Origin of the sequence: Marinospirillum celere (assembly GCF_900112235.1) — a bacterium.
GTDB lineage: Bacteria > Pseudomonadota > Gammaproteobacteria > Pseudomonadales > Halomonadaceae > Marinospirillum > Marinospirillum celere.
The window spans coordinates 313,295-326,336 of record NZ_FOLH01000003.1; the positions used below are offsets into that span (position 1 = coordinate 313,295).

16 protein-coding genes are annotated in these 13,042 nt (G+C 50.2%); 6 read left to right on the forward strand and 10 right to left on the reverse strand.

The annotated features are described in order from the left end of the window. Positions 1 to 70: 70 nt before the first annotated feature. The 10 genes from BM185_RS08545 to radC all read right to left on the reverse strand — a co-directional run bounded on the left by BM185_RS08545 (position 71) and on the right by radC (position 6,496). Positions 71 to 883 carry a DUF2971 domain-containing protein gene (locus tag BM185_RS08545; RefSeq protein ID WP_091962114.1) on the reverse strand — a complete coding sequence of 271 codons (813 nt, stop codon included), beginning with the start codon at positions 881 to 883 and terminating at the stop codon, positions 71 to 73. Further along, the gene (locus tag BM185_RS08550; RefSeq protein ID WP_091962117.1) at positions 880 to 1,329 is read right to left on the reverse strand and encodes an acyl-CoA thioesterase; all 450 of its coding nucleotides are present in this window, start codon (positions 1,327 to 1,329) and stop codon (positions 880 to 882) included. The genes BM185_RS08545 and BM185_RS08550 overlap by 4 nt, the downstream gene beginning before the upstream one ends. Before the next feature lie 5 nt (positions 1,330 to 1,334). Continuing rightward, on the reverse strand, positions 1,335 to 1,718 hold the full coding sequence (gene gcvH / locus BM185_RS08555) for a glycine cleavage system protein GcvH (RefSeq protein ID WP_091962120.1): 384 nt from the start codon (positions 1,716 to 1,718) through the stop codon (positions 1,335 to 1,337). A 15-nt stretch (positions 1,719 to 1,733) separates the two neighbouring features. After that, a complete protein-coding gene (locus BM185_RS08560) occupies positions 1,734 to 2,261 on the reverse strand; it encodes a hypothetical protein (RefSeq protein ID WP_091962123.1) in 528 nt (175 codons plus the stop codon). A 24-nt stretch (positions 2,262 to 2,285) separates the two neighbouring features. Next, positions 2,286 to 2,654, reverse strand: a complete 369-nt coding sequence (locus tag BM185_RS08565) for a SirB2 family protein (protein WP_091962125.1) — start codon at positions 2,652 to 2,654, stop codon at positions 2,286 to 2,288. Positions 2,655 to 2,719: 65 nt separating this feature from the next. After that, on the reverse strand, positions 2,720 to 3,577 hold the full coding sequence (gene mutM / locus BM185_RS08570) for a bifunctional DNA-formamidopyrimidine glycosylase/DNA-(apurinic or apyrimidinic site) lyase (RefSeq protein WP_091962128.1): 858 nt from the start codon (positions 3,575 to 3,577) through the stop codon (positions 2,720 to 2,722). Between the two features lie 74 nt (positions 3,578 to 3,651). Next, entirely contained in the window at positions 3,652 to 5,040 is a 1,389-nt protein-coding gene (fliD, locus tag BM185_RS08575) for a flagellar filament capping protein FliD (protein ID WP_091962164.1), read from the reverse strand. 207 nt (positions 5,041 to 5,247) lie between these two features. Then, positions 5,248 to 5,403: a 50S ribosomal protein L33 gene (gene rpmG / locus BM185_RS08580; protein WP_091962166.1), complete on the reverse strand. Its 156-nt coding sequence runs from the start codon at positions 5,401 to 5,403 to the stop codon at positions 5,248 to 5,250. A 25-nt stretch (positions 5,404 to 5,428) separates the two neighbouring features. Then, positions 5,429 to 5,665 carry a 50S ribosomal protein L28 gene (gene rpmB, locus BM185_RS08585; RefSeq protein ID WP_091962169.1) on the reverse strand — a complete coding sequence of 79 codons (237 nt, stop codon included), beginning with the start codon at positions 5,663 to 5,665 and terminating at the stop codon, positions 5,429 to 5,431. Between the two features lie 156 nt (positions 5,666 to 5,821). Continuing rightward, positions 5,822 to 6,496, reverse strand: coding sequence for a RadC family protein (gene radC / locus BM185_RS08590; RefSeq protein ID WP_091962172.1), 675 nt, complete (start codon positions 6,494 to 6,496; stop codon positions 5,822 to 5,824). Positions 6,497 to 6,586: 90 nt separating this feature from the next. Here radC and coaBC point away from each other — a divergent pair, with 90 nt between their 5' ends. The 6 genes from coaBC to BM185_RS08620 all read left to right on the forward strand — a co-directional run bounded on the left by coaBC (position 6,587) and on the right by BM185_RS08620 (position 13,028). Further along, positions 6,587 to 7,846, forward strand: a complete 1,260-nt coding sequence (gene coaBC / locus BM185_RS08595) for a bifunctional phosphopantothenoylcysteine decarboxylase/phosphopantothenate--cysteine ligase CoaBC (RefSeq protein WP_091962174.1) — start codon at positions 6,587 to 6,589, stop codon at positions 7,844 to 7,846. Continuing rightward, on the forward strand, positions 7,843 to 8,304 hold the full coding sequence (gene dut / locus BM185_RS08600) for a dUTP diphosphatase (protein WP_091962177.1): 462 nt from the start codon (positions 7,843 to 7,845) through the stop codon (positions 8,302 to 8,304). Before coaBC ends, dut begins: the two co-directional genes overlap by 4 nt. A gap of 20 nt (positions 8,305 to 8,324) precedes the next feature. Continuing rightward, positions 8,325 to 9,704, forward strand: a complete 1,380-nt coding sequence (locus tag BM185_RS08605) for a phosphomannomutase/phosphoglucomutase (RefSeq protein ID WP_091962180.1) — start codon at positions 8,325 to 8,327, stop codon at positions 9,702 to 9,704. Between the two features lie 15 nt (positions 9,705 to 9,719). Then, positions 9,720 to 10,631: an acetylglutamate kinase gene (gene argB / locus BM185_RS08610; RefSeq protein ID WP_091962182.1), complete on the forward strand. Its 912-nt coding sequence runs from the start codon at positions 9,720 to 9,722 to the stop codon at positions 10,629 to 10,631. A 14-nt stretch (positions 10,632 to 10,645) separates the two neighbouring features. Continuing rightward, positions 10,646 to 11,251 carry a nucleoid occlusion factor SlmA gene (slmA, locus tag BM185_RS08615; RefSeq protein WP_091962185.1) on the forward strand — a complete coding sequence of 202 codons (606 nt, stop codon included), beginning with the start codon at positions 10,646 to 10,648 and terminating at the stop codon, positions 11,249 to 11,251. A gap of 79 nt (positions 11,252 to 11,330) precedes the next feature. Next, the gene (locus BM185_RS08620) at positions 11,331 to 13,028 is read left to right on the forward strand and encodes an alpha/beta fold hydrolase (RefSeq protein ID WP_091962188.1); all 1,698 of its coding nucleotides are present in this window, start codon (positions 11,331 to 11,333) and stop codon (positions 13,026 to 13,028) included. The last annotated feature ends 14 nt before the right edge of the window (positions 13,029 to 13,042 follow it).

Sequence of the window (13,042 nt, forward strand, 5' to 3'; positions counted from 1 at the left end):
GGAATAAATGAGCATTTTGAGGCCAATTTCAACGCAGCATCACCTAGCGTAGTAGTTAATCAGGGGCTTCCTAGAGGGTGCCCCGCAAATGCAGCTTATACTCATCCGGATCCAGCAGGACTTCTCTTAGGGTGCGGCCGGGTTTGTATTTCAGGTCATAGGTCAGGATGCGCTCGACCTGTTCACGGGTTTCGGCAGCGATATTCACTCCCAAAGTCACGGAAACAAGCGAACGTGGCGGAAAGGGGTAAAAATACACCTGCTGGCCGTTGCTCATCGTCTTGCAGTCTTTGGCTTCGCTCAGGGGGCGTACCAGTCTTACTTCTTCTTCTGAAGCATATTCGGCAGCCCGGTGAAAAAGAGCTGGAAAGGGCTTCATCGGGTGGTCAGCAGTAGGCCGTTTTTTGCTGTAGACCACTGGCTTGAGCACCTGTTTATTGGTATTGAATTTGGGGTAGTCAGTATTGAATTCCAGCACAATGCCACGATGCTGGTCAGCATAGCGTTCCCAAAGTAGGGGGTTGTCGGCAGTAGTGAAGAAGCGGCAAAAGCCCAAGTCATCATAGGCTTTGGGGTTAGGCAGTGCTGGCGGCTTGCCCTGCTTGCGCTTTTTCATTTGAGCTTCAATTTTGGGGCGTTTTTTAACGGCTTCTTTTTGAAAAGCATCCCAAGTCATCAGCCCTTTCAGTTGGTCAGGCAGGGCTTTAAACTGCCTTTCCAATTCTTTTTGAAACTCGCCCTCACTCACTCCCACCCTTTGCCGTGAAATCATTCGGGCATTCAGTTGCCAAGGATCAGGCTGTTCACTAACAGCCAAGAAATGCAGGCGCGCATGTCGAAGAACGTCGAGCTGCCGAGGTGTTAGATACAAGTAGGCTTTCATGAGTGGCTGGGCATTTCTTCAATCAGGGCGGGCAGGTAAACCTGGAGAAATTTTTCGGGCAGGCGTCGCGGACGATGGCTGGAAAGCGCCACGCAAGCAAAATAGGTTTTGCCACGGAACAGGGTTTTCTTGTCTGAACAACGTTGCAACTGAAAGCGCCTAACCAGGCTATTGCGCTGATCACAGTCAACAATCCAGGTAGCCATTTCCAGCTCATCGCCTTCATAAGCGGGTGCCTGATAGTCCAGCTCGTGACGTACAACGACCATGGCCCGATCCAGGGCTCGATAGTCATCCAGGCTCAACCCCAATTGTTGTGAGTGCTGCCAGCTGACTTTCTCAATAAAACGCAAATATTCAGCATTATTGACATGGCCATAGTGATCTATGGCTTCAGCGGGAATCTTCAACTCAATAACAAAAGGGTCTGGCAAATCCCAGTTCATCTTGTTTACTGCTCAAGGAAGTTTTGGTAGACCTGATCTGTCATCAGGGCATCCCACTCTGTTTGAAACTCAGAGGCCGCGACCTGCAGGCGGTAAACCCAGGTCGTTAACGGCGCTTCATTCAGCACCTCAGGGTCATCATCCAGCAGCTGATTGCACGCAACCAGGGTGCCGCTGACAGGAGCCTGAATCTCAGAAGCCGTTTTAACTGACTCTATAGTGCCAATCACTTCCCCTGCTTGAACTTGTTTACCGGCTTCAGGCAATTCCACATACACAATATCACCCAATGCTTCCTGGGCATGGTTACTGATTCCCACCACTACCAGGTTATCTTTTTCCTGTGCAACCCATTGATGGGTATCACAAAAACGCTGCTCAACTGTCATTATCAGCTTCCCAATTCAGAGATTCAAATTCAGCCTATAGCTACTTTTATCTTTGTAGTGATTTACTTTGCGCTGGATCAGTGCCGCCGCCTCTTCAGGGTGGGCCTCTTCTTCCAGTCCTGAAAAGGGTAACCAAAGCAAACCGGGATAAAGTAGAAAGCCTTTTTCTGTTCGCACGACTCTATGAATGTCTTGCCATAAATAGGTTTGTGGTGGTTTTTGGTCAACCTGAACATCCAGCCCTTCCTCATCAAGAGTGAAGCTCAGGTGGAGTCCATTTTGACCAGAGCGCCTGAAGGCTCTTTTAAACATCCAGACCAAGAGTTGTTTGCGAATGGCAAACCAAAATACACCCAAGGCAACCACGATCAGATCAACCAGCTGAAAACCCTGATCCAACCATTTGATAGCCAAAACACCCGTCAGGGCGATCAAAACTACCCATAGGAATAGCTGGCGACGGTCCTTTTGGGCACCCAGCTGGTAATCATAAAGTGCCGAGCAAAGGAACTGGGTTTCATCCCATTGATAGGTGAACTTCATGCTGCTGCTCCTTGCGTTCCAAGCTTAAAAACCAGGGAAAGGCACCTTGTTAACCGCTACCCAGGCGGTATAAACCAGGAAGACAGCAGCAATAGCCAGGCCCAAAATTTTCTGGCGACGCAAGGCGAAAGCAGCAAAGCCCATATAGCCCACTAGCCCAACGAGCTTGGCGGTGACCCAGGCGCTGTTATAAAACGGCCATTGCGAAAGAAAGTAGCAGAGGCCCAAGGCTGAAATAAGAACCACCAAATCAATCATATGGTGACTGATACGCATCCAGCTCCGGTTAACCCATTGCAGGCCTGCCAGTACGCCGCCACTACGAACAACAAAGAAAAGGACGGTTAGAACAACGGCCAGTAAATGCAAATGCTTAAATGCCATATAACTCATATTATTAGCCTTTTCGGTTGGCAAAATCAGATGCCTAGCTTAACAGAAATCCTTTGATTTCGGCATTAACGCTGGCAAGTCGGACAAAAAACACTGGCCCGCTGGGCAATCTTCACTTCTTTAAGCAGACCCGAGCACTGGCGACACTCTTGCCCAGCACGTCCATAAGCATCCAATTGCTGGGCAAAGTAACCTGGTTTCCCATCACCACCCACAAAATCTCTAAGCGTGGTTCCACCCTGAGTAATTGCAGCAGCCAGTATCTCCTTAATCAGAACCACCAGCGTCTGGTAACGCTTGAATGAAATTTTGCCTGCGGCTCTGCGGGGGTCGATACCCGCCCGGAAAAGGGCTTCGGTTGCGTAGATATTGCCAACGCCAACAACCTGGGCGTTATCCATGATGAAAGCCTTGACTGGAACCTTGCGATTTCTAGAACGCTGGTATAACCCTTCAGCAGTAAAATCCTTATCCAAGGGTTCAGGGCCCAGTTTTTCAAGACGCGGATGCAGCAAGGGGTCGCCCGTGTAATAAAGCAGGAACCCAAAACGCCGGGGATCATGATAACGCAGACAAAGTGGCGGTGAGCTGTCTTCCGGGAGCTGTTCAGGCATCAGTTGGATATGATCATGCTTCTTCCAGGGCTCATCTTCCTGGACTAAACGAAGACTGCCTGACATGCCCAGATGCCAAATCAACCCCTGCTCAAGGAAACCCTGCTCTGCTGCCACCAAAGGCATCAATAAATACTTGGCACGCCTTTGCAGCTGGCCGATTTGTAAACCTTGGATTTGCTCATCCAGATTGGCAGGAACGGGCCACCTCAATCTCGGCTCACGGACCTTGAATGACTTGATTCTACGACCTTCAAGCCAGGGAGCCACTCCTCTACGAGTCGTTTCAACTTCGGGTAATTCAGGCATAAAAAAAGCCCCTGCTTGGTTAGTGCTTAAAAAAGCATTATAACCAAACAGAGGCTCGATGCTGTTTTACTTACTTAGCCGTAACCAGGCAACCCAGCAAACTGCTGTTGAATTTGCTGACCTTGTGTATTCAGGTTAGCAGTCACCGATTCGATAGCATTAAACTGGCGATACAGGCGCTCTTCATAAGAATCCAGGCGATCAATGGTGTCCTGCATCCGATCTTCCAAGCGATCCACTCTGGCGTTCAAACCATCGGTTCGGCTGGGTATAAGACCATCTCGGGTTGAATCCGTCATCCGGGAAGCGGCTTCTTCCAGCCTGGATGCATAACCAAAGTCTTCATCACCAAAAATGCGTGCGACCTCATCAAATTCATTGTCCAGCATTTCGCTGAGACGTTCATCATCAATTTCCAGGTGACCGTCTCTTGGCCCGGTTCCTTCACCTGTGGTATCAACCACCGTTTTGAAGCCCAGATTTAACAGGGTACTGTCATAATCGTTAGGATCACTGCTGGCTGCCGAGCCTATAATGCCTCTCAGCTCTCCTTCCAAAGAACGAATTACGCTTTCTCCGGCGAGTGCACCACCCTCCACTTCGCCGTCATCATTCACCGTGGCGCTTTTGGCTTCATTCAAAAAACTCATCAAATCGTTATAAGCATCACGAAAAGCGTGAATATTCTCTTTAACTGCTTCAGTGTCTCTATCGATCTCCAAAACACCTGAACTGCTGGCATTAGGGTCGTTTAAGGCACCTGGAGTAATATCGATCGTGACCCCGGTAACGACATTTTCGAAGCGGTTACTGCTACTGGTCGCCTCGATACCATCAATCTTAATAACAGCGTCCAGGTCATTCTCAATGGACAAGTCTGCATCCTGAGCAAGAGAACCGGAGTTATTAATGGTTAGCTCATTTTCCTGCCCGGTTTCATCGGCATTAATAATCAAGCGCCCCTGACCATCTCCAGTATTAACGATGTTGGCAGAAACCCCTTCCAGGTCTTCATTGGCGTTAATAGCTGCGCGCAAGTCGTCCAGGGTTCCATCACCTCCAGGAGTGATTTCTACCCCTTCAATCTCTATAGGATCTAGCTCTGCATCCAGAGCAATCTCGTTAGATACCCAACGGTAATTTTGCGCTTCAGATTCAACTTCAATGTTGTAGTTGCCCGAGGTAGCATTGGCCAGATAGTCTGCAGAAGCTGTAAACAGGCCTTCATTACTGGAATCAGCACGCATCTGGTTGTAATTGTTTTCGCCAGTCAAGTCACTCATTGCTGACTGAAAAGCATTGACCTTGCTGGTTAACTGGCCGTAGGCACTGATCTTGGCATCAGCTTCAGCTCTTTGGACCTGCATTCTTTCCAGAGGCTGTGCCCTAGCTTGAACACTGGCTTGAACGATTTCATCGACTGGCAGGCCTGAACCCAGCCCACTAAAGCTAATACCCGACATAACACCACCTAAATCTTTTACCGATGAATTTTGTGCTTACTTACCTCGTCGACTTACCTATTCAGAACTTTAGCCTGGGTTGCACTCAGTTACAAAGGTCGCTAGCTGGCGACCCGAGGCGGCAATTTTTTTCCGCTTTTTTTCAGGCAAAACAAAAAACCCGGGCTGTTTCCAGTCCGGGTTTTTCAGGTAACACCTGGAAGCCAATTACTTGATTTTGGCTTCTTTGTAAGGAACAACCTTACGTACAACTGGATCGTACTTGTTGCGCTCCAGTTTTTCAGGAGTGTTACGCTTGCTTTTCATCGTGGTATAGAAGTGACCGGTGCCGGCACTGGATACCATTTTGATTTTTTCACGCATGATTCCGATTCCTTAGCTAAGGGGCTTAAACTTTTTCGCCACGCTTCTGGAGATCAGCAAGTACTTGCTCAATGCCCAGTTTGTCAATAATGCGCAGGCCCTTGGTGGAAACGCGCAGTTTGACGAAACGCTTTTGAGATTCAACCCAAAAACGGTGAACGTGAAGATTGGGCATAAAACGACGACGCGTTTTACGCTGTGAGTGGGAAACATTGTTTCCGGTCAGCGGCTTTTTACCGGTAACCTGGCAAACCATGGACATTTAGGTGCCTCCAGTCGATCTCAGGGCGCTTGGATTCTGAATAAAAAGGTACGCAGAGCGACCTCGATCAAAGAATCCTTGGATGATGAAAAAATGAAAGGGCGCTTTATACCAAAAAGGCCGCGCACAGACAAGCAATTCTTAAAGCGGGCGCTATTATAGCAGACCTCGGGCAGCAAAGGACACAGGTTCACCATCGCCAATGATTAAGTGATCCAAAACTCTCACTTCAACCAGGGCCAGCGCCTCTTTTAGCCGTCGGGTAATCTGCTCATCAGCACCACTGGGTTCAGCCACACCCGAAGGGTGATTATGCGCCAGTATCACCGCAGCCGCATTGTGCGAGAGCACCAGTTTGACGACTTCCCGCGGATAGACAGAAGCACCATCCAGGGTGCCACGAAAAAGAATTTCAAAGTGCAGGACCCGATGCTGGTTATCCAGCAAGAGCAGTGCAAAAACCTCATGGGGCAGATGACGCAACTGCATTTGCAGATAACGGCCTGCCGCTTCTGGACTGGTTAGCCCCTCACCGCGTTTGATTTCTGCTTCCAAGTGGCGACGCGCCATTTCCAGCACGGCTTGCAATTGAGCATACTTGGCAGCACCCAGGCCCAGATGACTACAAAATTCCCGCTGTCCAGCTGTTAACAGGCGCGGCAGTCCACCAAAAGCATCCAAAAGATGCCGGGCCAAGTCGACCGCACTTTTGCCAGTAACTCCTGTACGTAGAAAAATCGCCAATAACTCTGCATCAGTGAGCGCTTCAGGGCCTTTAGCCAATAGCTTTTCTCTGGGGCGCTCATCGGCTGGCCAATGGTTAATACCCATTTATAACCTCCTTGTTTCTTAGGTTCATTTCTCAGTAAAAGCCGAAACATGGTAAGGTTAGCTTCTTTATTTAGTCGGGTTAATTGATCCATGACAGGTCTGGTCAACAAACGCGTTTTACTGGGAGTCAGCGGCGGTATTGCTGCTTACAAAACAGCTTACTTGGCTCGCCTTTTGGTTAAGGCTGGGGCAGAAGTCCGGGTCGTGATGACCGAGGGCGCTAAAGCCTTTGTACAACCTCTGACCTTCCAGGCACTCACCGGCAATCCAGTGCATGACAGGCTACTGGATGATGAGGCTGAAGCCGGTATGGGGCATATTGAGCTGGCTCGCTGGGCGGATTTGGTTTTTATCGCACCAGCCAGTGCTGACCTCATGGCCCGCCTAGCCAGTGGTATGGCCAATGATCTGCTAACAACCCTTTGCCTGGCCACCCCTGCGCCTGTGCACCTGGCTCCGGCAATGAACCAGGGGATGTGGCAGCATCCGGCAACTCAACGCAACCTAAGCAGCCTCAAAGCTCTGGGTTACCATTTATTGGCACCCGCCGAAGGCGAACAAGCCTGTGGTGATCAGGGGCCAGGTCGCCTTCCTGAGCCCGAAGAGCTCCTTGAACAGATTGCTTTGTTTTTCCAAGCACCAGACCAGCGTTGCAACGCTGAACTGCCCGGGCGTGGTCTTAAGATCACCCTCACGGCAGGCCCCACGCAGGAACCGCTGGACCCTGTGCGCTATCTATCCAATCACAGCTCCGGGAAAATGGGGTTTGCGCTCGCTCAGGCCGCCGCGGAACTGGGAGCAAAAGTTCACCTAATTGCCGGACCGGTTCAACTATCCACACCACCAGGTGTCCAGCGTGTGGATGTAGTGACAGCTCAAGAAATGCTGGAAAGCTGTCAGCAGCTACAAGCACAAACCGATATCTTTATCGCCTGCGCGGCTGTTGCTGACTATCGCGTGGAATCCATTGCTGATCAAAAAATCAAGAAGCAGCCGGGGCAACAGGAAATGCTTTTAAAGCTGGTTGAAAACCCGGATATTCTGGCAACCCTGGCCACCAGTCAGTCATCCCGCCCCTTTTGCGTGGGTTTTGCTGCAGAAACCCAGGCGGTGGAAGACTATGCCCGCCGCAAGCTTGAAAAGAAAAACCTGGACGCCATTATTGCCAATGATGTCAGCGACACCAGGATCGGCTTTGGCAGCGACCATAATCAAGTCACCTTTATCTACCGAGAAAAAGGGGAGTTTTATCAGGAAGCCCTACCCTTAGCGAGCAAGATCGACCTGAGCCGCCAACTGCTACTCAAAATCTTTAAACTCTACTCCAAGCAGGATTTAACCCGTTCATGAACCACCCAAAAATTGCCGTTAAACTTCTCGATTCACGCCTAGGCAAAGAACTTCCCCTCCCAACCTATGCCACTGAAGGCTCAGCTGGCATGGATTTGCGTGCTCTTTTGGATGAACCCTTAACTCTTCAGCCTGGAGACACGCATCTGGTTAGAACCGGCCTGTCCATTCATTTGGCTGATCCAGGCTTGGCCGGGATGATACTTCCCCGTTCCGGGTTGGGTCATAAGCACGGTATCGTTCTCGGCAACCTGGTTGGTTTGATCGATTCCGACTACCAGGGTGAACTAATGATTTCTGTTTGGAACCGGGGCCAGAAAAGCTTCACTCTGGAACCCGGTGAGCGCCTTGCCCAGTACGTTATTGTCCCGGTTATTCAAGCTGAGCTGGAGGTTGTGGAAAACTTTGCTGACAGCAGCCGGGGCGCTGGAGGCTTTGGCAGTTCAGGCCGTCATTAAGCCAAAATAAAGGATTAAGAATGACTGAAGTTCCCGCCTCAATTTTTCGTGCCTACGATATTCGTGGAATAGTCGGCAAAACCCTGACGCCTGAAATTGTCAGACACCTAGGCCTGGCACTCGGCTCAGAAGCCGCTGCACGGGGCGAAACCACCCTGGTGGTTGCCCGAGACGGGCGCATCTCTGGGCCGGAGCTGCTGGAAGCTTTGAAAGAGGGTCTTACAGCAACGGGGCGGGATGTGATTGATATTGGTCAAGTGCCCACCCCGACGCTCTATTTTGCTGCCCACCACCTGCAAGGCACCCAATCTGGAATCATGGTCACGGGCAGTCATAACCCACCCGATTACAATGGCTTTAAATGCATGCTTGCCGGGGAAACACTATCCGGCGCAGCGATCCAGGATTTGTACCGCCGCATCCAGGAAGCCGATTACAAATATGGCCTGGGCTTTATTAAAAAACGCGACCTGGGCGAAGACTATCTTCAGGCTATCCTTTCCCGCACCCAGCTTAAACGTCCTTTAAAAGTCGTGCTTGATGCGGGTAATGGTGTCACTGGTGAACTGGGCCCCAAACTGTTACAGCGCCTGGGCTGCGAAGTCATCCCTTTATTTACTGAAATTGATGGCACCTTTCCCAACCATCACCCAGATCCGGGCAAGCTGGAAAACCTGACTGAGCTGCTAGCGACTGTGAAAGCCGAAAAAGCCGACCTGGGTCTGGGTTTTGATGGTGATGGTGACCGTGTTGGGGTCGTCACCCCTTCAGGCCGACTCGTTTACCCTGACCACCTGATGATGGTTTTTGCCGAAGACCTCTTAGCGCGCAACCCTGGAGCCAAGATCATTTATGATGTCAAATGCACCGGCAAGTTAGGTGAAGTCATCAGCCAGGCAGGCGGTCAACCCGAGATGTACAAAACCGGTCATTCTTTGATCAAAGCCCGGATGAAAGAAACCGGTGCCCTGCTGGGCGGTGAAATGAGCGGGCATATTTTCTTCAAAGAAAACTGGTATGGCTTTGATGATGGCCTCTATGCTGCTGTACGCTTACTAGAGATTTTGGCCCAGCAAGACGAAAATGCGGATGATTTTTTTAACCGTTACCCCCAAAATATCGCCACCCCGGAAATCAACATCCCCGTTACCGATGAAAACAAATTTGCTCTGGTCGAACGCCTGAGCAATGAAGGAGAATTTGGAAACGGCAAGAAAACCACTTTGGATGGCATCCGGGTTGACTACCCTGATGGCTGGGGTCTTTGCAGAGCATCCAATACCACACCCGTACTGGTACTGCGTTTTGAAGGCCATACACAAGAAGCCCTGGAAGGAATAGCCGACCGCTTTCACCAGGCACTACAAAATATTGACCCTTCGTTAACCTTTGATATCTGAATTAGAGCCCAAACCATGACCGCACCTTCATCAGTCAATAGCCCCCAAACCACCGTTAAAGTTCTATCGGAAGCGCTGCCCTATATCCAAAAGTTTTCCGGCAAAACCCTGGTCATCAAATATGGTGGTAACGCCATGACCCAGGACGACCTTATTGACTCCTTCTGCCGTGATGTCGTGCTGCTTAAAGAAGTTGGCATCAACCCCGTTGTTGTCCATGGTGGCGGCCCTCAAATTGGTGACCTCTTGAAGCGTCTCAATATCGAGTCGCGTTTCGTCAATGGTATGCGGGTTACCGACAGCGAAACCATGGATGTGGTGCAAATGGTCCTCGGAGGCCTGGTCAACAAGGAAATCGTCAGCCAAATCAACCTGGCCGGCGGCAAGGCCATCGGCCTAACCGGTAAGGATGGCCAGCTCATCAAGGCCAAAAAACTCAAGGTCAGCCACAAAACACCTGAAATGACCGCCCCGGAAATCATTGATATTGGTCATGTTGGCGAAGTGGAATCCGTGGATACTGCACTTATCGAAATGCTTGCCAGCCGCGACTTTATTCCCGTTATTGCCCCTATAGGGGTTGATGCTCAAGGGGCGTCTTACAACATCAATGCTGATTTGGTTGCGGGCAAAATTGCCGATGCGTTGAAAGCAGAGAAACTGATTCTGCTCACCAATGTTGCTGGCCTGCAAAACAAAGAAGGCAAAGTACTCACCGGTTTGACAACAGCTCAGGTTGACGAGCTGATTGCCGATGGCACCATCTATGGTGGCATGCTACCGAAAATCCGTTGTGCCCTGGATGCCGTTAAGGATGGGGTTCAATCTGCCCATATTATCGATGGTCGCGTACCCCATGCCACTTTGCTGGAAATCTTTACCAATGCCGGTGTCGGTACGCTTATTACCAACCAGATATCCAGTTAACAGGTAGGTTAAACGTGGAAAACCAGTCTTCAACAACACGAAAAAAGAAGTCACAGCGTAAAGACGAAATCCTTCAAGCCCTGGCATTAATGCTGGAGAATCAGGAAAGCAAGATCACGACTGCTTCCCTGGCTAAAAAGGTTGGTGTTTCAGAAGCAGCCCTCTATCGGCATTTTCCCGGCAAAGCCAAGATGTTTGAAGGGCTGATAGAGTTTATTGAAGACAGCCTGTTTACCCGCATCAACCTGATCATCAAAGAACAGAACGCCACCCTGGTTCGCTGTGAGCACCTGTTAACCCTGCTGCTTGGTTTTGCTGAACACAACCCAGGGCTTTGCCGGCTACTCACTGGTGATGCTCTGGTGGGTGAAGATGAAGAACTACGGAATCGCATCACCCGCCTGTTTGACCGGATTGAAAGCCAGATCAAACAGATCCTGCGTGAAACCGAAATCCGTGAAGGCAAGAAAGTAGCCCTTTCAACCACCGCTGCAGCCAGCATGCTCCTGGCCATCGTTGAAGGACGCATCGTCCAATATGTACGCAGCGGCTTTAGACGCCCACCCACCCACGAATGGCCGGTACAGTGGCAGCATCTTGCTGAAGGGCTGGTGGTTTGATCTAGATCAAAAAATTGATTCACTCAAAGAATCTACCTACTATTAGCGATATCTTTTTGGGATCGTCTAGGTAGGGACTGTGCGTCAAGCTATAAAACCGTTAATACTTACTGGCAGTAAGCTGAAAAGCTCAGTACCCCAGGAAACAGAGTTACTCAATCATTTGGTAAAAGCGGTCGCCAAAGGTGAGGTAGCCTATGAGCAACTAATCAACCAACTGCTTCCTGTGCTTCAAGCTCACCACCAACTTCCTACTGAAGCTGCATTACAACTCTCCACTGCTCTCATTGAAATTGAGGAAGCGGCTCTTGCAGAAGACCGGCTACATGCTTTAGTGAGCCAACAGATCACTCCGGCTTTGGCTATTAATGACGCTGGGCAGGTTCTTACAGTTAATCAGCAAGCCAGCCAACTCCTTCAATTAGAAATCGGGGATGGCTTGGCTGCTCTGGGTGTCAGCAAAAAAGACTTTCAGGCATTTCGGCAAAGGCTCAGCCGCGAACCTGGCCCAACACTTATCAAAGTACATACACCAGCCAGCTTACATCAAAAGCAGCCCCTTATTTTAATTGGCAATTATCATGCTGACTATCAGGCCTACCTTCTAGTGGGGCTTCAGCATCAGTGGCCAGCTTCCATTGATCTAGCCTTACAGGAACTCTTTAACCTGACTGCCAGCGAGCGTGAAATTTTAGCCGGTCTTGCCCGCGGCCTTAGCAGCGAACAACTCGCTCAGGAGCGACAACGCTCCCTGGGCACCGTGCGCCAGCAAGTCAAAAGCCTGCTCAATAAAATGGGCGCCAAAAGCCAGTTACAAGTAGCCACTCTTGCTGCTGCCGCTACCAATGCCAGTCGCCAGCAACAAGGCCTTTCGTATCAGCAGCCCTCTAGCGAGACTCACTACCCCTTCCGTATTGGTGAGCTGACCCGCAATGGCCGAAAACTGGGCTGGCGCCGCTTTGGGGACCCTAAAGGCAAAAAAGTTATCTTGCTGCATGGGCCATCTTTTGGTGCAGGTGACTACCTAATCGAGCGTCAACTTGCTTCAGAACAAGGGCTGGATGTCTATGCGTTAGAAAGAGCTGGTTATGGACGCAGCCACCCACCGGCCAAAGATGAAGACCCCCTCGAATGCCAGGTCCAGGATCTACTGGCCTTTATGACTCAGCAACAGTTAAATCAGGTATTAATTCTGGCGCATGAAGTTGCCCTGATTCCGGCATTGGCTGTTGCGTCCCGGTACCCTGAGCGGGTCAGAGGAATTTTGGGTATTTCCTGTGCCCCACCTTTTCGTGAACTGGAACAAATCCAGGTGATGCCTGATCATCAAGGCATCTTTATCCAAGCCGCACGCCATGCACCTTGGGTGGCGAGATTAATGACACGACTCCTGCTCGTTCGAGCCCGCCAACTCGGACCTAATCATTGGACCGATGTCATCTTTCAAGGACTTGAAGCCGAGCAAGAAGTCTTACGTTCACCCCAACACCAAAGCGGTATCATCAGCACCTATAGCTTTTACCTCAACCAGATGGGTGTTGGCTTTGAAGTGGATTTACAAGTCATGCTCAAGGACTGGTCACCGCTACTGCAAAAACTCACCTGCCCCTTACAACTGATTCATGGTGAACTAAATGCCACAACACCGGCAGCCAACTTATCACTCTTCACAGAAATTCAACCTCAAACTCAAATAGACCAAATCGAAAAGGCCGGACTCACCCTGGCACTGTCGCATGCTGAACTCATTTACCAGCGCGCCAGAGCCATGGCATAAAATAGAAAAAAAGC